19 protein-coding genes are annotated in these 19,732 nt (G+C 62.8%); 1 reads left to right on the forward strand and 18 read right to left on the reverse strand.

Annotated features, from left to right (window positions below; genetic code table 11):
* The first annotated feature begins 32 nt into the window (after positions 1–32).
* Entirely contained in the window at positions 33–1,118 is a 1,086-nt protein-coding gene (locus QN222_RS22120; RefSeq protein ID WP_283961766.1) for a TraB/GumN family protein, read from the forward strand.
* 151 nt (positions 1,119–1,269) lie between these two features.
* Here the strand turns inward: QN222_RS22120 and QN222_RS22125 are convergent, their stop codons facing one another.
* From QN222_RS22125 to sdhD, 18 genes are all read right to left on the reverse strand, one after another.
* Positions 1,270–1,743, reverse strand: a complete 474-nt coding sequence (locus tag QN222_RS22125; protein ID WP_283961765.1) for a DUF2867 domain-containing protein — start codon at positions 1,741–1,743, stop codon at positions 1,270–1,272.
* A gap of 87 nt (positions 1,744–1,830) precedes the next feature.
* Positions 1,831–3,237, reverse strand: a complete 1,407-nt coding sequence (gene lpdA, locus QN222_RS22130; protein WP_283961764.1) for a dihydrolipoyl dehydrogenase — start codon at positions 3,235–3,237, stop codon at positions 1,831–1,833.
* Positions 3,238–3,261: 24 nt separating this feature from the next.
* Positions 3,262–4,014 (reverse strand): SDR family oxidoreductase, encoded by a 753-nt coding sequence (locus QN222_RS22135; protein ID WP_283961763.1) that lies wholly within the window; start codon positions 4,012–4,014, stop codon positions 3,262–3,264.
* The gene (locus tag QN222_RS22140; RefSeq protein WP_283961762.1) at positions 4,011–4,514 is read right to left on the reverse strand and encodes a hypothetical protein; all 504 of its coding nucleotides are present in this window, start codon (positions 4,512–4,514) and stop codon (positions 4,011–4,013) included. The genes QN222_RS22135 and QN222_RS22140 overlap by 4 nt, the downstream gene beginning before the upstream one ends.
* A 2-nt stretch (positions 4,515–4,516) precedes the next feature.
* A complete protein-coding gene (locus QN222_RS22145) occupies positions 4,517–5,155 on the reverse strand; it encodes a LysE family translocator (RefSeq protein ID WP_283961761.1) in 639 nt (212 codons plus the stop codon).
* Positions 5,152–5,577 (reverse strand): VOC family protein, encoded by a 426-nt coding sequence (locus QN222_RS22150; protein ID WP_283961760.1) that lies wholly within the window; start codon positions 5,575–5,577, stop codon positions 5,152–5,154. Before QN222_RS22150 ends, QN222_RS22145 begins: the two co-directional genes overlap by 4 nt.
* Positions 5,578–5,592: 15 nt before the next feature.
* Positions 5,593–5,982, reverse strand: coding sequence for an MAPEG family protein (locus QN222_RS22155; protein ID WP_283961759.1), 390 nt, complete (start codon positions 5,980–5,982; stop codon positions 5,593–5,595).
* A 50-nt stretch (positions 5,983–6,032) separates the two neighbouring features.
* Complete coding sequence (gene odhB, locus QN222_RS22160) at positions 6,033–7,274, reverse strand: 2-oxoglutarate dehydrogenase complex dihydrolipoyllysine-residue succinyltransferase (RefSeq protein ID WP_283961758.1); 1,242 nt, start codon at positions 7,272–7,274, stop codon at positions 6,033–6,035.
* A gap of 121 nt (positions 7,275–7,395) precedes the next feature.
* Positions 7,396–10,392, reverse strand: a complete 2,997-nt coding sequence (locus QN222_RS22165) for a 2-oxoglutarate dehydrogenase E1 component (RefSeq protein WP_283961757.1) — start codon at positions 10,390–10,392, stop codon at positions 7,396–7,398.
* Positions 10,393–10,556: 164 nt separating this feature from the next.
* Positions 10,557–11,459 (reverse strand): succinate--CoA ligase subunit alpha, encoded by a 903-nt coding sequence (gene sucD, locus QN222_RS22170; RefSeq protein WP_283961756.1) that lies wholly within the window; start codon positions 11,457–11,459, stop codon positions 10,557–10,559.
* Positions 11,460–11,464: 5 nt separating this feature from the next.
* Positions 11,465–12,661, reverse strand: a complete 1,197-nt coding sequence (sucC, locus tag QN222_RS22175) for an ADP-forming succinate--CoA ligase subunit beta (protein ID WP_283961755.1) — start codon at positions 12,659–12,661, stop codon at positions 11,465–11,467.
* A gap of 33 nt (positions 12,662–12,694) precedes the next feature.
* Positions 12,695–13,657, reverse strand: a complete 963-nt coding sequence (gene mdh / locus QN222_RS22180) for a malate dehydrogenase (RefSeq protein ID WP_283961754.1) — start codon at positions 13,655–13,657, stop codon at positions 12,695–12,697.
* A gap of 185 nt (positions 13,658–13,842) precedes the next feature.
* Positions 13,843–14,994 carry a cell division protein ZapE gene (zapE, locus tag QN222_RS22185; RefSeq protein WP_283961753.1) on the reverse strand — a complete coding sequence of 384 codons (1,152 nt, stop codon included), beginning with the start codon at positions 14,992–14,994 and terminating at the stop codon, positions 13,843–13,845.
* A 117-nt stretch (positions 14,995–15,111) separates the two neighbouring features.
* A complete protein-coding gene (locus QN222_RS22190) occupies positions 15,112–15,651 on the reverse strand; it encodes a protease inhibitor Inh/omp19 family protein (protein WP_180939315.1) in 540 nt (179 codons plus the stop codon).
* Between the two features lie 196 nt (positions 15,652–15,847).
* Positions 15,848–16,444 carry a peptide-methionine (S)-S-oxide reductase MsrA gene (gene msrA, locus QN222_RS22195; protein ID WP_283962063.1) on the reverse strand — a complete coding sequence of 199 codons (597 nt, stop codon included), beginning with the start codon at positions 16,442–16,444 and terminating at the stop codon, positions 15,848–15,850.
* A 251-nt stretch (positions 16,445–16,695) separates the two neighbouring features.
* A complete protein-coding gene (locus QN222_RS22200) occupies positions 16,696–17,475 on the reverse strand; it encodes a succinate dehydrogenase iron-sulfur subunit (protein WP_283962062.1) in 780 nt (259 codons plus the stop codon).
* 18 nt (positions 17,476–17,493) lie between these two features.
* Entirely contained in the window at positions 17,494–19,335 is a 1,842-nt protein-coding gene (sdhA, locus tag QN222_RS22205) for a succinate dehydrogenase flavoprotein subunit (protein ID WP_283962061.1), read from the reverse strand.
* Positions 19,336–19,342: 7 nt separating this feature from the next.
* Entirely contained in the window at positions 19,343–19,723 is a 381-nt protein-coding gene (gene sdhD / locus QN222_RS22210; protein ID WP_283962060.1) for a succinate dehydrogenase, hydrophobic membrane anchor protein, read from the reverse strand.
* Between the last annotated feature and the right edge of the window lie 9 nt (positions 19,724–19,732).

Raw genomic sequence — 19,732 nt, forward strand, 5'->3', positions numbered from 1 at the left:
AGGAAAGTAGAATCGTACAGAATCGGTGCCCGATGACGACGTTTCCGATCTCAAAACCCGTTCGCTATCTTGTCGACAGGCTTGCAGACAGCGCCCTGTGGCTGATCGCGTCCCTGCATCTTCTGGTGCTCGCGAGCCTCATAACCGCACTGCTTTCGATCTCGGATGCGCGCGCTGCCGAGGAACCCGCCTGCGGCGGCAGCAACATCCTGACGGGACTGGAACAGTCGGACCCGACGCGGCTCGCCGCGCTGCGCCGGGAAGCCGACGCGGTCCCGAACGGAAAGGGCCTTCTCTGGAAAATCGAAAGCCAGGGGTCAGAACCCTCGTGGCTGCTCGGCACCATGCACGTCACCGATCCGCGCGTGTTGGCGATGCCGGAAGGTGCGGTCGACGCCTTTGCCAAGGCGGCCATCGTCATCGTCGAATCGGACGAGATCGTCGACGACAAGAGGGCGGCGGCTGCGATCATGATGCGCCCGGACCTCACCATGTTTGCCGGCGACAAGACGATCAACGACTTTCTCCAGCCGGAGGATCGCACGCGCCTGGAAAGCGGTCTCAAGGAGCGGGGCATTCCGCTGCCGCTCGTCGCCAAGATGAAGCCGTGGATGATTGCAAGTTTCGTCGCGCTTCCGGCCTGCGAGATGTCGCGCAAGGCCGCCGGCGCGTCCTTCCTCGACAAGAAGCTGGCGGAGGACGCGCTCAGCGAGGGGAAGACGCTGAAGGGCCTGGAGACGCTGGTCGAGCAGCTTTCCGCGATGGACTCGCTACCCGTCGAGCTTCACCTGCAGGCGCTGATCGAAACATTGGCGCTTGGCAAGACGATCGACGATGTCATGACGACGACGACTGATCTCTATCTTTCCGGCGATACCGGAATGATCATGCCGATGATGAAATCCGTTTCCTCGCAGACAGCGGCAAAGGACTTCGGTTTTGCCGATTTCGAGCAGCGCATCATCATCGACCGCAACAAGATCATGGCGACGCGTGCCGAACCGATCCTGAAGGGCGGCAACGCCTTCATGGCCGTTGGCGCCCTGCACCTTTCCGGCGCGGAGGGCCTGGTCGAACTCCTGCGTCAACGCGGCTTCACCGTCACGCCGGCAAACTAGGCCGGGCTAAGGTAAGTGAGCCGGCTTCCCCCCGCTCGTTAGATCATTTCATTGTTTCATTGAAACAGTGAAACGATCTAACTCGTTGAAACTACGCAAATTCCGGACGGAAAACCGTTGCACACTTTTCCTGGAATTGCTCTAGAATCGATCAACGCCGCTCGTTCAGCTCGGCCAACAGTGCCGGCACGATGGTCTTGTGGAACGGCGTGACAGCCGCGAGGTAGATGCGGCCGAGAAAATTCCGGCGACGCACCAGGGTCGTGACACCGACCACCCGGCTGTCGGCCGGACCGTCACGAACCTCCACGACGATGCGAAAATCCAGATGCCGGTCATCGAAGCCGAGAACGGCCTTGCGTTGGTCATCAAGCAAAATCGGAAAAAAACCGATCAGACCGCGATCCGCGTCAGGCGCATCGGTCTTCAGTCCGAACGGCGACACGATGCGGTTTCGAAGCACAAGAAGGGCACGGACCCAGGCCGGCAATTGACCAAGCATGCGCTGCGCCGCTTCGCCCGCCGTCAGCCGCTCATTCAAAATGAGAAGCTCGTAGCGATCCGCCCAGTCGGCTTCAGGCAGTATCGCGTTCGGGAGGGGAGCGGCGACGCTTCGCGGTCTCATGAACGATCCTCATATCGGTTCGTTCATGTTCGCGCCGCGTGCCGCCGCATGGCAGGGGGCCGCTTGTCGCAGCCCCCCGGCCAATTGTCACATGTGGATCGGCTTGGAGAAGGTGGCGAGAGCCGCCTCCTTGACCGCTTCCGACATGGTCGGATGGGCATGGCAGGTACGTCCGAGGTCTTCCGACGAACCGCCGAATTCCATCAGCACGGCGATCTCGTGGATCATTTCGCCGGCGCCGAAGCCGATGATATGGCCACCGAGCACGCGGTCGGTTTCCTTGTCGGCCAGGATCTTCACTAAGCCGTCCGTCTGAAGCATCGCGCGGGCGCGGCCGTTGGCGGTGAAGGGGAACTTGCCGACCTTGTAGGCGACGCCGGCGGCCTTCAGCTCCTCCTCGGTCTTGCCGACCGACGCCACCTCCGGCTGGGTATAGACGACGCCCGGGATGACGTCGTAGTTCACGTGGCCGGCCTGACCGGCAATGATTTCCGCCACGGCCACGCCCTCGTCCTCGGCCTTGTGGGCAAGCATCGGACCGCGCACGACGTCGCCGATCGCGTAGACGCCGGTGATGCTCGTCTGGAAGTGACGGTCGATCTCGATCCGGCCGCGCGCGTCGAGCACGACTCCCGCCTTGGCGAGGCCCATATTCTCCGTGCAGGGCTTGCGGCCGGTGGCAACCAGCACGACATCCGCGTCGATCGTGGTCGACTCGCCGCCTTTGACCGGCTCGAAGGTGACCCGCGCGCCACTGCCCGGCTTCGAGACGCCGGTCACCTTGGCGCCGAGCTTGATGTCGATGCCCTGCTTCGTCAGCATGCGGTGCAGCTGCTTGGCGACTTCGCCGTCCATGCCGCCGAGGATCGTGTCGAGGAATTCGACCACCGTCACCTTGGCGCCGAGGCGCGCCCAGACCGAGCCGAGCTCGAGGCCGATGACGCCGCCGCCTACGACGATCATGCTTTCAGGAACCTTTTCCAGCTTGAGCGCGCCGTCCGACGAGATGATGACCTTCTCATCGAACTCGAACTCGACGCCCGGTATGCCGGCGACGTCGGATCCGGTGGCGATGACGATGTTCTTCGCTTCGAGAACCTGCTCCTCACCCTTGTCGTTGGTGACGGAGACTTTGCCCTGCCCCAGGACCTTGCCGAGGCCCTGGAAGCCATCGATCTTGTTCTTTTTGAACAGGAACGCAACGCCGTCGACATTCGACTTAACGGTCGCGTCCTTGTGAGCCATCATCTTTCCGAGATTGAGCTTGGGGCTTGCGACCTCCACACCCAGCGCATTAAGACCGTGCTGTGCGTGATGGAACATCTCGGAAGCGTGCAGCAAAGCCTTGGAGGGGATGCAGCCGACATTGAGGCAGGTGCCGCCATAGGTGCTGCGCTTTTCGACCACGGCAACCTTCATGCCCAGTTGCGCCGCCTTGATGGCGCAGACATAGCCGCCGGGGCCGCTTCCGATAACGATGAGATCATAAGCCATTTGACAGTCCTTGTTTCAGGGCGGTTACCGACCGCCGCTGACGTTGAGAATTGCCCCCGTCACATAGGTCGCCTTATCCGACAGGAGATAGAGAATTGCATCGGCAACCTCGCCGGCCGTGCCGGGACGTTGCATGGGGATCGAGGGCGCCATGTCGCGGGCGCGGTCCGGCAGTCCGCCGGAGGCATGAATGTCCGTATCGACGATACCGGGGCGCACCGCATTCACGCGAATACCCTCCGCCGCCACTTCACGCGCCAGGCCGACGGTGAAGGTATCGATGGCGCCCTTTGCGGCGGCATAGTCGACATATTGCCCGGGTGAACCCAGAATGGCCGCAACGGACGAGAGGTTGACGATCGAACCGCCACGCCCACCGTGACGCGTCGACATCCTGAGCACTGCTTCGGCCGCACAGCGGATGGAACCCGTCACGTTGACACGGAACATACGGTCCAGCCGTTCGGGAGAAATCTCGTCGATGCGCTGCGGCGGGCCGACGATGCCCGCATTGTTGACGAGCCCGTCGAGGCGGCCGAAGGCGGAGTCCACGGCGGCGAAGAGCGCCCTCACGCCGGCTTCTGAACCGACGTCCCCTTCGACGGCAATCGCGGCGCTGCCCGCTGCCTCGACCGCACGCACCACCTCTTCCGCGGCCTGCCGGTTCGAGGCGTAGTTGACGGCGACACGCCAACCTTCGCTTGCCGCTGCGATGCAGACGGCGGCACCGATGCCGCGGCTGCCGCCCGTGACGAGAAGAACGCGCCCGTCGCTCATGCGGCGCATCCCTTGAGCTCAAAGACGTCGGAGCTGTCGGCGCTCGCCTTGCCGTCGCCCCAGGCGCTGGAAGTGCGCAACGATGGACCGAAACCGGGAAGCAGGATCTGCTCGGCGGCCGGCGCGTCCTCCGCCTGAAGCTGGCCGATGCGGCCGGCCTTGTCGACCGTATAGATCGCGCCCTGCCAGACGGTGCAGGCCTCAAGCTCCGCGCCGGTGACGTCGCCCGTCGGGCAATCATGCATGACGATGCCGTTCGCGCGCAGCGGCTCGCCGGATTGCATCACGACGCCGTCGAGCGATAGACGGGTCTTGCCGATCTTGACCTTGAAGTGATTGCTGGTGACGGCGCTTTCCGAGCCGACCGGCTCGAATCGCAACTCGTAGGTGCCTGCCGGGTCGGCATAGATCGCATGCGCCTGCGAGCACTCGTCTGCAAGGGCCGGTGCGGCGGCCGAGATGGTCGCGAGCGAAGCGAGGAGAGCGTTCCAGCGCTTCATCGTCAGGCAACCTTCTCGGTCGCGAGTTTCAACCCGAGCCCGATGAAGACCACGCCGCTTGCCCGGTCGATCCACTTGCTCGCCCGCGTAAAGGCGGCCCGCATCCGCGGCGTCGTCATGAACAGGCTGACGCCGACGAACCAGAGGATCAGGGCGCTCGCCATGACAAGGCCATAGCCGAACTTAATCATCATCGGCGTGTGCGCACTGACCACCGTCGAGAAGATCGACAGGAAAAAGAACACCGCCTTCGGGTTGAGCGCATTGGCGGCGAAGCCGAGGCCAAAGGCCTTCGCCGCCGACTGCTCGTTGCCCGCCCTGGCCTCTCCTGCCTCGACCACGATCTCCGTCTGGCCGGCGTGCAGTGCCTTGATACCGATATAAATCAGGTAGGCGACGCCGCACCATTTGACGATGTTGAACAGATAGATCGACTGGGAAATGATCAGCCCTAGGCCGAGAATGGTGTAGGTGACGTGAAACATCAGCGATGTGCCGATGCCGAAGGATGTGATGATGGCCGGGCGCCGCCCGTGCACGAGCGACTGTCGCATCACCATGGCGAGGTCGGCGCCGGGAGAAACGATGGCGAACGAGAAGATCGCCATCAACGAAGCGAGTTCGATCAGGTAGTGGCTCATGATTTTGCGACCGATGCGTTGAAGGCCCAGATGTGGCCGAAGGGATCCTGGATGCGCGCATAGCGTGCTTGCCAGAACGTATCCTGCGGCTCCATCACTGTCGATGCCCCGGCGCCGATCGCCTTGGCAAAGGCCTGATCGACATCATCGGCTTTCGGAAGGTTGATGTTGATCGCGACGCTGGCGCCGCCAGCGGTCTTTGGCGAGCTGATGCTCATGCCGTACTCCGGAAACTCGTCATGCAGCATGATCTCGCCGCCGAAGAGGGCCAGGTTGGCGTGCATGACGCGCTTGCCGTCCTCGGCCATCTGGTGAAACGTGTTTACCGCGCCGAACGCCTTTTCATAGAAGGCGATGGCGGCAAGGCCGTCCTTTACGCAGATATGCGCCTGGATCGGGGGGACGTTCGGTTCGAATGCCATGCTTTTCTCCTCCGTCTAGATGAGAATGCCTGCAAGGATCAGCGCCAGCCCCATCGCTGAGACAGCCCAGATCGCGGAGCGAACACGCCCGAGCCCGCCGACATAGACCGGCAGATAGACGGCTCGCGCCCAGAACCAGATACCGGCGCCCCACTGCGTCAGCAATCCGCTGCGCCCGGTGAACTCTACCACGACCACCAGTACGATGAAGATCGGATAGGTCTCATGAAAGTTGCGGAGCGCGCGGCCGGCGCGCGCTGTCAGCATGTTCGGCCGCTCTTCCAAGTCGCGGTTGGGATCCTGATCCATGACGCCGTGCTGCAAACGGTATGCGCCCGCCTGCGTCATCATATAGACGAAGGCCAGCACTGCGCTTGCGAGCAGGTAGGTCAGTTCCAGCGACATCCGCACATCCGCAAGAAGGAAACGGGGGCTGCTGTCGCGCCCCGCCTGTCTTAGAGATCGAGCACCAGCCGCTCCGGATCTTCGAGGCTCTCCTTGACGCGCACGAGGAAGGTCACCGCTTCCTTGCCGTCGACAATGCGGTGATCGTAGGAGAGTGCGAGATACATCATCGGACGGATGACGACTTGTCCGCCGATCGCAACCGGCCGGTCCTGGATCTTGTGCATGCCGAGAATGCCGGACTGCGGCGCGTTGAGGATCGGCGAAGACATCAGCGAGCCATAGACACCGCCGTTGGAGATGGTGAAGGTGCCGCCCTGCATGTCGGCCATCGACAGCGCGCCATCGCGGGCGGCCTTGCCGAGGCGACCGATTTCCTTCTCGATCTCGGCGATCGACATCTGGTCGGCATCGCGCACGACCGGCACGACAAGGCCCTTGTCGGTACCGACAGCGACGCCGACGTGGCAGAAGTTCTTGTAGATGACGTCCGTGCCGTCAATCTCGGCGTTGACCGCCGGCAGTTCCTTCAGCGCATGCGTGACGGCCTTGGTGAAGAAGCCCATGAAGCCGAGCTTGACGCCGTGCTTCTTCTCGAAGATGTCCTTGTACTTGTTGCGCAGGCTCATCACCGCGCTCATGTCCACCTCGTTGTAGGTGGTGAGCATCGCGGCGGTGTTCTGTGCGTCCTTCAGGCGCTTTGCGATCGTCTGGCGCAGGCGGGTCATCTTGACCCGTTCCTCGCGGACGGCATCCTCGGCCGGCGCCGGCGCACGCGCCTGGACCTTCGCCGGTTCGGCCGCGGGAGCCGAAACCCCCTTGGCGAGAGCGGCGATCACGTCACCCTTCAGCACCTGGCCACGCTTGCCGGAACCATCGATCTGCTCAGCCGAGATGTTGTTTTCCGCGATGAGCTTGGCGGCAGCCGGAGCCGGCGGCATCGACGTCGGCGCCTGCTGTGCCGGCGCGGGAGCGGCCGGCTGCGGGGCCGGAGCGGCAGCAGCGGGTTCAGGCTTCTTCTCGGCCGGAGCCGGAGCAGCAGCGGCGGCGCCAGCGCCTTCGGCGATCTGGCCGAGCAGTGCTCCGAGGCCGACGGTCTCGCCCGCCTGCGCCACGATTTCGGAGAGCGTGCCGGCGGCCGGTGCCGGAACTTCGATCGTCACCTTATCGGTCTCAAGCTCGAGGATCGGCTCGTCGGCCTTGATCGCATCGCCGACCTTCTTGAACCAGGTCCCGACGGTCGCTTCGCTGACGGATTCGCCAAGAGTGGGAACGCGGATTTCTGTTGCCATGATTTTTGTTCCGTTGATCAGATATCTGTTTCTAGCTCTTTGAGTTACGCACTTCCGGACGGAAAATCGCTACGCACTTTTCCTGGAAGTGCTCAGCGATTGGCAGACCGTGGGGAGCCGATCAGCCCCCCAGCGCGTCCTCGAGGAAGGCGGCAAGCTGCGCCAGATGCTTGGACATCAGGCCGGTTGCCGGCGAAGCGGCGGCCGGACGACCGGTGTAGCGCACCCGCTGATACTTTGCATCGATATGGGCGAGCACCCATTCGAGATAGGGATCGATGAACGACCAGGCGCCCATGTTCTTCGGCTCTTCCTGGCACCACACCATCTCCGCGTTGCGGAAGCGGCTGAGTTCGTTGATCAGCGCCTTGGCCGGGAACGGATAGAGCTGCTCGACGCGCAGCAGGTAGATATCGTCGATGCCGCGCTTCTCGCGCTCCTCGAGCAGGTCGTAATAGACCTTGCCGGTGCAGAGCACGACGCGGCGGATCTTCGAATCCTTCTGCAGCTTGATCGGGCCGTCCTTGATGACTTCCGCATCGTCCCAGAGCAGCCGGTGGAACGAGCTCTCGCCCGCCATTTCGGAAAGGCTCGAGACCGCCCGCTTGTGACGCAGCAGCGACTTCGGCGTCATCAGGATCAGCGGCTTGCGGAAGTCGCGCTTCACCTGGCGACGCAGGATGTGGAAGTAGTTCGCCGGCGTGGTGACGTTGGCGACCTGCATGTTGTCTTCCGCGCAGAGCTGCAGGAAGCGTTCGAGGCGTGCGGAGGAGTGCTCCGGCCCCTGGCCTTCATAGCCGTGCGGCAGCAGGCAGACGAGGCCGGACATGCGCAGCCACTTGCGTTCGCCGGACGAGACGAACTGGTCGAAGACAACCTGAGCGCCATTGGCGAAGTCGCCGAACTGAGCTTCCCAGAGCGTCAGCGCATTCGGGCGGGCAAGCGAATAGCCGTATTCGAAGCCGAGCACCGCCTCTTCCGAGAGCATCGAGTTGATGACCTCGTAGCGCGCCTGGGTCGGCGACAGGTTGGCGAGCGGAATGTAGCGCTCTTCCGTCTGCTGATCATAAAGAACCGAGTGGCGCTGCGAAAACGTGCCGCGCTCGCAGTCCTGACCGGAGAGGCGGATCTTCGTACCCTCGGTGACGAGCGTGCCGAAGGCGAGCGCTTCCGCCATTGCCCAGTCGATGCCCTCGCCGGTCTGCACCATGCTGGCGCGGTTTTCCATGAAACGCTGGATCGTGCGGTGAGCGTTGAAGCCAGCCGGGATCTCCGAGATCTTGCGGCCGACTTCCTTCAGCTGCTTCATCGGCACCGAGGTCTTGCCGCGGCGCTGCTCATCCTGGTTGTCGGCCGTGCGCAGACCCGACCAGACGCCGTCGAGCCAGTCGGCCTTGTTCGGCTTGTAGGATTGGCCTATCTCGAACTCCTGTTCGAGATGGGCGCGCCAATCCGCCTTCATCTTCTCGACCTCGCCCTCGGTCATCAGACCTTCGGCGATCAGCCGTTCCGAATAGAGCTGGACGACCGTCTTGTGGGCGCGGATGGCCTTGTACATCTTCGGCTGCGTGAACGCCGGCTCGTCGCCCTCGTTGTGGCCGAAGCGGCGGTAGCAGAACATGTCGACGACGACCGGCTTGTGGAATTTCATCCGGAACTCGGTCGCGACCTTGGCCGCGTAGACGACGGCTTCCGGGTCATCGCCATTCACGTGGAAGATCGGCGCCTCGATCATCTTCGCGACGTCCGACGGATAGGGCGAGGAGCGCGAGAAGGCCGGGTTCGTGGTGAAGCCGATCTGGTTGTTGATGATGAAATGCACGGTGCCGGCAACGCGGTGGCCGCGCAGACCCGAGAGACCGAGGATTTCTGCGATGACGCCCTGGCCGGCGAAGGCCGCGTCGCCATGCAGCAGAAGCGGCATGACCTTGACGCGCTCGCGCAGCGGAATGATGTCGCCCTCGAAGACGGTCGCCATCTGGTCCTGCTTGGCGCGCGCCTTGCCCATGACGACCGGGTTGACGATCTCGAGATGCGATGGGTTCGCCGTCAGCGACAAGTGCACCTTGTTGCCGTCGAATTCGCGGTCGGACGAAGCACCGAGGTGATATTTGACGTCACCGGAACCTTCCACGTCGTCCGGCGCATAGGAGCCGCCCTTGAACTCGTGGAAGATGGCGCGATGCGGCTTCGCCATGACCTGCGAGAGCACGTTGAGGCGCCCGCGGTGGGCCATGCCGAGGACGATCTCCTTGAGGCCTTCCTGACCGCCGCGCTTGATGATCTGTTCGAGCGCGGGGATCAGCGATTCGCCGCCGTCGAGACCGAAGCGCTTGGTGCCCTTGTACTTGACGTCGATGAACTGCTCGAAACCTTCGGACTCGACGAGCTTTTGCAGGATGGCGCGCTTGCCCTCCGGCGTGAATTCGACGCCCTTGTCCGGACCTTCGATACGGGCCTGGATCCAGGCCTTCTCCTCGGGGTTGGACATGTGCATGAATTCGACGCCCATCGTCGAACAGTAGGTCCGCTCGAGGATTTCGACCATTTCGCGCACGGTCGCGTATTCGAGACCAAGCACGTTGTCGATGAAGATCCTGCGGTCGTAGTCCGTTTCCTCGAAGCCGTAGGACTTCGGCGAAAGCTCGTCATAGTCCTCGACCGGGTCGGCAAGGCCGAGCGGGTCGAGCTTGGCATGCAGGTGACCACGCATGCGGTAGGCGCGGATCATCATGATGGCGCGGACGGAATCGCGCGTCGACTGATGAACCTCCGCTTCGCTGACCGGTAAGCCCGTGACGGCGGCAGCTTCCTCGACCTTGGCCTTGACCTTCTTTTCGATGACCTTCTCGACGACGCCCCAGTCGCCGTCGAGCGCGGACACGAGTTCGCCATTGGCGGCGATCGGCCAGTTGCTTTTTTTCCAGGAGGCACCCTTGGCGGCCTTCACCACGTCCTCTGGCCGGTCGGCGAGCGCCTTGAAGAAGGATTGCCATTCGGACGAAACGGAGGACGGATCCGCTTCGTAACGCGCATAGAGCTGCTCGATATAAGCAGCGTTGGCGCCATCCAGAAACGATGTGAGCTGGAATTGCTCGTTGGCCTCTTGCCTTGTCATGGTCTTTCGCGAACCCTCGGTTCGCCTCCTGACTGAAGTTGGGGTGCCGGGTGTTGCCGGTCGTTCATGTTTATTCGGCGCTTTTACTGCACCAAGCTTGCGTCATTAATTGGTCGGGCGGGGGCCGGCAGCTGATGCCGGCCACACGCCTCGCTATTGAAATCTCAGCCCTTCAGGACTTCGACCAGCGTCTTGCCGAGGCGGGCCGGCGACGGTGAAACGCGGATACCGGCCGATTCCATCGCCGCGATCTTGTCCTCCGCGCCGCCCTTGCCACCGGAGATGACAGCGCCGGCATGACCCATGGTGCGGCCGGGAGGGGCCGTACGGCCGGCGATGAAGCCGACCATCGGCTTCTTGCGGCCGCGCTTGGCCTCGTCCTTCAGGAACTGCGCTGCGTCCTCTTCGGCCGAACCGCCGATTTCACCGATCATGATGATCGACTTGGTCTCGTCATCGGCGAGGAACATTTCCAGCACGTCGATGAACTCGGTCCCTTTGACCGGGTCGCCGCCGATGCCGACAGCGGTGGTCTGGCCGAGGCCTTCGTTGCTGGTCTGGAACACCGCCTCGTAGGTGAGCGTACCGGAGCGCGACAGCACGCCGACCGAGCCCTTGCGGAAGATGTTTCCGGGCATGATGCCAATCTTGCATTCGTTCGGGGTCAGCACGCCCGGGCAATTGGGGCCGATGAGGCGCGAGGAGGACTTCTCCAGACGCGCCTTGACCTTGACCATGTCGGCGACCGGGATGCCTTCGGTGATGCAGACGATCAGCGGAATTTCCGCGTCGATCGCCTCGATGATCGCAGCGGCAGCACCTGCCGGCGGAACATAGATGACCGATGCATTGGCGCCGGTCGCGTCACGGCCTTCGGCAACAGACGCGAAGATCGGGAGCTGCTCGCCCTTGGCGCCGGCCCAGGTCTCGCCACCCTTCTTCGGATGAATGCCGCCGACCATCTTGGTGCCGTGATAGGCGAGCGCCTGTTCGGTGTGGAAGGTGCCGGTCTTGCCGGTCAGGCCCTGAACGAGGACCTTGGTGTCTTTGTTGATCAGGATGGACATCGGCCTCAGGCTCCCTTCACGGCTGCAACGATCTTCTGGGCGGCATCGTCCAGATCATCGGCGGAGATGACGTTGAGGCCCGATTCATTGATGATCTTCTTGCCAAGCTCGACATTCGTGCCTTCGAGGCGAACGACGAGCGGCACCTTGAGACCCACTTCCTTGACGGCGGCGAGCACGCCTTCGGCGATGACGTCGCACTTCATGATGCCGCCGAAGATGTTGACGAGAATGCCCTTCACGGCCGGATCGGCAGTGATGATCTTGAAGGCGTGCGTCACCTTCTCCTTCGAAGCGCCGCCACCGACGTCGAGGAAGTTCGCCGGTTCGGCGCCATAGAGCTTGATGATGTCCATCGTCGCCATGGCGAGGCCGGCGCCATTGACCATGCAGCCGATGTTGCCGTCGAGCGCGACATAGGCGAGGTCGTGCTTGGAGGCTTCGATTTCCTTCTCGTCCTCTTCCGTCGTGTCGCGGAGCGCTACGACGTCCTCGTGGCGGAAGAGCGCGTTGCCGTCGAAGGAGACCTTGGCGTCGAGTACGCGCATGCGGCCGTTCTTCATGACGATCAGCGGGTTGACCTCGAGCAGGCTCATGTCCTTTTCGACGAAGGCCTTGTAAAGGATCGGGAAGAGCTTTTCAGCATCGGCGCGCGCCTCGCCTTCGAGCTTCAGCGCGTCGGCGAGCGTCTTCAGGTTTTCCGCGGTGACAGCCTTGTCCGGATCGATCGCAACCGTGACGATCTTTTCCGGCGTATGCTCGGCAACCGCCTCGATGTCCATGCCGCCCTCGGTCGAGACGACGAAGGCAACCTGGCCGACGGAGCGATCAACGAGGATCGAGAGATAGAGTTCGCGCTCGATGTCGGCACCGTCCTCGATATAGAGGCGGTTCACCTGCTTGCCGGCCGGACCGGTCTGCTTGGTCACCAGCGTGTTGCCAAGCATCTCCTTGGCGTTGGCGACCACCTCGTCGACGGACTTCGCGAGGCGCACGCCGCCCTTGGCATCGGGGCCGAGTTCCTTGAACTTGCCCTTGCCGCGACCACCGGCATGGATCTGGCTCTTCACCACGTAGAGCGGTCCCGGCAGTTTCTTCGCGGCAGCTTCCGCTTCGTTGGCGGAGAAGATCGCGGCGCCTTCGGCGACCGGCGCGCCATAGCTCTTCAGCAGAGCCTTGGCCTGATATTCATGAATGTTCATGGGGTTGTTCCTGTCTGATTGGCCGGATGGCGGTTACTTCAGGCTGGGTGCGATGTTAATGCAGGCTTCGCAAAGGCCCGCGACCGCTGCCACCGACTTGTCGAAGGCATCCTTCTCGCCCTTGTTGAGGTCGATCTCGATGATGCGCTCGACGCCGCCGGCGCCGATGACCGTCGGCACGCCGACATACATGTCCTTGACGCCGTACTGGCCGGAAAGGTGGGCCGCGCAGGGAAGCACGCGCTTCTTGTCCTTGAGATAGGCTTCCGCCATTTCGATCGCGGAAGCAGCCGGTGCGTAGTAGGCCGAGCCGGTCTTCAGCAGGCCGACGATCTCGGCGCCGCCGTCACGCGTGCGCTGGATGATTTGCTCGAGGCGGTCCTTGGTGACCCAGCCCATCTGGATGAGATCGGTCAGCGGAATGCCGGCGACGGTCGAATAGCGGGCGAGCGGCACCATCGTGTCGCCGTGGCCGCCGAGCACGAAAGCCGTGACGTCCTGGACGGATACGTTGAATTCCTGGCTGAGGAAGAGGCGGAAGCGGGCCGAATCGAGCACGCCGGCCATGCCGACGACCTTGTTCTTCGGCAGGCCGGAGAACTTCTGCAGCGCCCAGACCATGGCGTCGAGCGGGTTGGTGATGCAGATGACGAATGCGTTCGGCGCATATTTCTTGATGCCTGCGCCGACCTGCTCCATCACTTTCAGGTTGATGCCGAGCAGATCATCACGGCTCATGCCGGGCTTGCGCGGCACACCCGCGGTCACGATGCAGACGTCGGCGCCTTCGATGGCAGAATAGTCGCTCGCGCCCGTCAGCGATGCATCGAAACCTTCGACCGGGGACGACTGTGCGATATCGAGTCCCTTGCCCTGGGGAATGCCATCGGCGATGTCGAACAGGACAATGTCGCCCAGTTCCTTCAGGCCGGCGAGATGCGCCAGCGTGCCACCAATCATCCCTGAGCCGATAAGTGCGATCTTGTTGCGCGCCATGAAAGTGCTTCCTTTGTGATCCCAAAATGATCGAGGCCTGAAACGCAGCAAACGCCAAACCTTCGCGAAAGCCCTTAAACGGCAAATGGTAAAATATCAACGCATACTTTTCGACAGAGCAAATTCAATCGGTTAGAAGATAAAATTCTTACGTAAACGTAAGATTGTATGTCACCATTGCGTCATCAAACGGCCGTTCGGACCGGATGTTGCGCCGCATATTCCTCGCTCTGCATCTCGATCAGGCGCGACACGGTACGGTCGAACTCGAAGCCTTCGGTTCCTTTTTTCGCGGTCAGCAGCTGATGCGGCTCGGCCGCGGCGGAAGCGAACAGGCGCGCGCCTTGGTCGTAGAGGGCATCGACAAGGATGATGAATCGCTTGGTCTCGTTGCGCAGGTGAGGGCCAAGATGTGGGACGCGGTCGAGGAAGATGGTCCTGTATTGCGTCAGGATGGCGAGATAGTCGGCGGCACCGAGCGGCTGGGCGCAAAGGTCGGCAAAGGTGAAGCGGGCGCTTTGGCCGGATGCCGAGGGCACGTGGATCTTGCGGCCCTTGCGGCTGATCTCCGCCGGTGCTTCCGGTGCCCCGCGGGTCTCGCAGTACCAGGCGCGCGCCATCGCCGCCTCCGCCTCCGGGCCGAGCGGCGAAAGCCAGACCGGGTTTCCCTCCGTCTTCTGCAGGCGATAATCCGTCTCGGTATCGAGCGAGACGATCTCCGCGTTCGCCTTCAACAGGTCGATGAAGGGGAGAAAGAGGCCGCGATTGAGGCCGTCGCGATAAAGATCGCTCGGCTCGACGTTGGAGGTCGCGACGAGAACGCATCCCTTGGCGAAGAGCTCGCCGAACAGGCGCGCCAGAATCATCGCATCGGCGATGTCGGTGACCGAGAATTCATCGAAGCACAGGAGCCGCGCCGCGCCGAAGAGCTCGGAGGCCACTGGCGGGATCGGGTCGGCCTGCTTCGTCTCGCCATTCTTGAGTTTCTGGCGATGCTTGTAGATGCGCTCGTGCACGTCCGCCATGAACGCGTGGAAATGCGCTCGACGCTTGCGCTGGATCGGCACCGCGTCGAAGAACATATCCATCAGCATCGTCTTGCCGCGACCGACACCGCCATGGATGTAAAGGCCTTTGACCGGAGCTTGTTCCTTCTTGCGCGAGGCAAAGAGCCAGCCGAGCGCATTGGACTTGCGCGACGGCCTGCTGGCAAGCAGCTCCGCTGTCAGGTGATCGAGCCGCCGCGCGATCGCAATTTGCGCCGGGTCGCGCTGGCGTTCTCCGGTGGCAACGAGCGTTTCAAGCTTGTGAAGAATGCTGTCGTCTGGGTTGAGCACGCGGCACCCAAGGTGAGCCAGGAACAATGTCGATGAAAGGGGCGCGAGATGAGCGAAAACTGCTCACATCTCCACATCCCGCGTCGCATCCGGCTGAGCGCCGGGGTGTTGAGGCGGTCAGCGGCTGAGGCTGACCGGCTGTCCGCCGTTGGTCGAACCGTCGAAGCGCGCGTCTGCGGTCTTGTAGAGGCGGGCGATCGGATTGCCGCCCCGGTCCTTGAGCACCACCTGCTTGCCCGCGACTTCCCAGGAGCCCATCGTCGTCAGCTCGCCGGCGCAGCCGCGCGTACCACCGCGCGATCCGCTGCCGAGGTTCGTCAGCGTCAGGAACATGTCGCAGGAGCTGCCGGCACTCGACACGCGCCAATTTCCGACCATCGATTCCTTCGTCACGTCGAGCGCGTTGGGGGCGGCCGCAACTTGCGTGCCGGCCGGCGCACCGCCGGGTGCGGCGGTGCCGGCATTGGGTGCCGCCGGGAACTGCGAGGTATTCGTCGTCGGATCCGGGAGTTGGCTCGACGAAACCGTCGGAACGGGCTGCGCCTGCAGCGGAGCAGGTGAAACATCCTGAGAACCGAAACCACCCATGGATGTCCGCTGGCATCCGGTCAGCGCAAGCACAACCGCCAGCCCCGCCGCCGCATGAAAAACCCGCATGTCTCTTACCCCCGATATATTCATCGAACCATGATGCAACGCGATAATAATGGCCGAACTACAGCAAATCCACCTGTCAAATCAAGGGAAGGCATTTCAGCAGTACCTGTTGCACGATTGAAACGCCGGGCCGGACGGGCGCGCCGGGCGTCCCTCCACGCGGAAAATGCGGCAAGATCAGGCGGCGCAAATACAATCAATGATTGACGCCGGCATAGGCACGGTCGCCCCAGAGCGTCTCGACCGTCCGGTTCCTGCCGCAGCCGTTCCTGTAGTACCAGTAGCGAATCGGGTTTCGGGCGCCGAAGTCCTGATGATAGGCCTCGGCCGGCCAGAATTTTGCAGACCCCTCGACCGGTGTGACGATCGGCTTTCCGAGTTCGGCCTCGGCCTTGATCTTTCCAGCCTTTGCGTCCATCGCCTGCCGCTCGTCGAGCGCGTAGATCGCGGTCGTGTAGGCAAAGCCGCGATCGCAGAACTGGCCGCCGCCGTCGGTCGGATCGGTCGTGTGGAACAGCACCGAGACAAGCGTCGAATAGGAAACCCTGTCCGGATCGAATTTGATGCGGACGACTTCGCGATGGCCGCCCTTTACGTAGTCCTCATAGGTCGGATTGGCGCTCTTGCCGCCGGCATAGCCCGAAATCGTCTCGAGAACGCCGGGTACGCCGTCGAAATCGGTTTCGACGCACCAGAAACAGCCGCCGGCAAACAGCGCAAACTCCGGCTCGGCCGCTCGCGCCGGCAAAGACAGCAAGCAACCGGCGGCAAGTGCAAGCAGCAAGTGATTCATCGCAATCTCCGATCCCCACCTAAAGCTATGAGGACCGCCGAAAGTTTCAAAATCAAATGCCGACACGGGGCCGTGAAGTTCGTGAAATACGCCAGAGCGGGATGAGAAAAGGGTGCGCGGTTTTCCGCCCGCAACCCGCTCTAAAGAGTAGATCGCGTTTATGATCTTGGGTCGATTCGACCTAAAATCTTCGTGATCTGGCGGCGGGCCGGACAGCCCGCCGTCGAAGCCGAAAACAAACCGGCCGGGAATCAGACCCTGCGCTCGACCAGCATCTTCTTGATTTCGCCGATCGCCTTGGCCGGGTTGAGCCCCTTCGGACAGGCCTGGGCGCAGTTCATGATCGTGTGGCAGCGATAGAGCCGGAACGGATCCTCAAGATTGTCGAGCCGCTCGCCGGTCGCCTCGTCTCGGCTATCGATCAGCCAGCGATAGGCCTGCAGGAGAACGGCGGGACCGAGATAGCGGTCGCCGTTCCACCAGTAGCTCGGACAGGAGGTCGAGCAGCAGGCGCAAAGGATGCATTCGTAAAGGCCGTCGAGTTTCAGACGGTCCTCATGGCTCTGCTTCCATTCCTTGGCGGGCGTCGGCGAAACCGTCTTCAGCCAGGGCTCGATCGAGCGGTGCTGGGCATAGAAATTGGTGAGATCCGGCACCAGATCCTTGACCACCGGCATGTGCGGCAGCGGGTAGATCTTCACCGTTCCCTTGATCTCGTCCATGCCCTTGGTGCAGGCGAGCGTGTTGGTGCCGTCGATGTTCATCGCGCAGGAACCGCAGATGCCCTCGCGACAGGAGCGGCGCAGCGTCAGCGTCGGATCGATCTTGTTCTTGATGTAGAGCAGGCCGTCGAGCACCATCGGACCGCAGTCGTCGATGTCGATATAGTAGGTGTCGACGCGCGGATTCTTGCCGTCGTCCGGATTCCAGCGATAGACGCGGTATTCACGCAGGTTCGTCGCGCCGACCGGCTTCGGCCAGACCTTGCCTTCGTTGACCTGCGAGTTCTTGGGAAGTGCGAGTTCAACCATGTGCCTTAGTCCTCGAGATCAGTACACGCGCGCCTTCGGGGCGATCTTCTTGGGATCGATGCCCTCGGCGATCAGGTCGGTGTGAACCGGGCGATAGTCGAGCCGGACATCGCCGGCCTCGTTGACCCAGGCAAGCGTATGCTTGCGCCAGTTGACGTCGTCGCGCCCCGCGAACGGGCCTTCGGTGTAATCCTCGCGCGCATGCGACCCGCGGCTCTCCTTGCGCGCTTCGGCGCCGTAGATGGTCGTGATGGCATTGGCCATCAGGTTCTCCAGCTCCAGCGTCTCGACAAGGTCGGAGTTCCAGATCATCGAGCGGTCGGTGACCTTGACGTCGGAAAGCTCCTTCCAGATTTCCGAGAGGCGTCGGCAGCCGGATTCGAGCGATTCCTGCGTCCGGAAGACGGCGGCGTCGTCCTGCATGGCCCGCTGCATCTTTTCGCGCAGCACCGCCGTCGGCGTCCTGCCATTGGCGTGACGCAGGCGATCGAAGCGCTCGACGATGCGGTCGCAGGCAGCCGTGTCGAGCGCCGGAATCGATTCGTTGCGGTCGATGATCTGGCCGGCGCGGATCGCCGCGGCGCGACCGAAGACGACGAGGTCGATCAGCGAGTTGGAGCCAAGGCGGTTGGCGCCGTGAACCGAGGCGCAGCCCGCTTCGCCGACCGCCATCAGGCCGGGCGCGACGCGCTCGGCGTTCTGACCGTCGGCGTTCAAGACCTCGCCCCAATAGTTGGTCGGAATGCCGCCCATGTTGTAGTGGACGGTCGGCAGCACCGGGATCGGCTCGCGGGTGACGTCGACGCCGGCGAAGATCTTCGCGCTCTCGGAAATGCCCGGCAGGCGTTCATGCAGCACGGCCGGATCGAGATGGTCGAGATGCAGGAAGATGTGGTCCTTGTTCTTGCCAACGCCGCGGCCTTCGCGGATTTCCAGTGTCATGCAGCGCGAGACGACGTCGCGCGAGGCGAGATCCTTGGCCGAGGGGGCGTAACGCTCCATGAAGCGCTCGCCTTCCGAATTGACGAGATAACCGCCTTCGCCGCGTGCACCTTCGGTGATCAGGCAGCCGGAGCCGTAGATGCCGGTCGGATGGAACTGCACGAACTCCATGTCCTGGAGCGGCAGGCCGGCGCGGGCGATCATGCCGCCGCCGTCGCCGGTGCAGGTATGCGCTGACGTCGCCGAGAAATAGGCGCGGCCATAGCCGCCGGTCGCCAGCACCACCATCTTCGCCGAGAAGCGGTGGATCGTGCCGTCATCGAGGTTCCAGGCGACGACGCCGGTGCAGCGGCCGTCATCCGACATGATCAGGTCGATGGCGAAATATTCGATGAAGAATTCGGCGTTGTTTCGGAGCGACTGTCCGTAGAGCGTATGCAGGATCGCATGACCGGTACGGTCGGCAACCGCGCAGGTGCGCTGCACCGGCGGGCCTTCGCCGTAATTCTGCATGTGGCCGCCGAAGGGGCGCTGGTAGATCTTGCCTTCCTCGTTGCGCGAGAAGGGCACGCCGTAGTGCTCGAGCTCATAGACCGCCTTCGGCGCTTCCATGGTGAGATACTGCATGGCGTCGACGTCGCCGAGCCAGTCGGACCCCTTGACCGTGTCGTAGAGATGCCACTGCCAGCTGTCTGGCGTCATGTTCTGCAGCGACGCGGCGATGCCCCCCTGGGCCGCGACGGTGTGCGAGCGCGTCGGGAAGACCTTGGTGATGCAGGCCGTCTTGAGGCCCTGCTCGGCCATGCCGAGGGTGGCGCGCAGGCCTGCGCCACCGGCGCCGACGACGACGACGTCGAAGGCGTGATCGACATATTGGTAAGCCCTGCCGTTTGCAGCGGGTGAACTGATCGATGCCATGGCGAAATTACCCTGCAAAAGCGATCTTCAGGATGGCGAAAAGACAGAGCCCGCCGACCGCGATCGCGAAAAATGTGTTGAGCATGAGGAGAGCGATCTTGATGCCTTCCGCATGCACGTAGTCTTCGATGATCACCTGCATGCCGAGCCTCATATGGGTGAGACCGGAAAGGAGAACGAGACCCATGATCACCGCGACGAACGGATTGGAAAGGGCCGCGACGACCTCCGCATGGGGAGCGCCGGCATAGCGGGCCACGAAGAAGGCGAAGAAGATCAGCAGCGGAATGTTGGAGACGGCCGTCAGGCGCTGGCGCCAGAAATGATCGGTCCCCTCCTTGGCGGAGCCGAGGCCGCGAACCTTGGCGAGAGGTGTGCGCATGTCCATGTCGTATTC

The sequence above is a fragment of the Sinorhizobium sp. 6-70 genome (assembly GCF_030124375.1).
Lineage (GTDB): Bacteria > Pseudomonadota > Alphaproteobacteria > Rhizobiales > Rhizobiaceae > Sinorhizobium.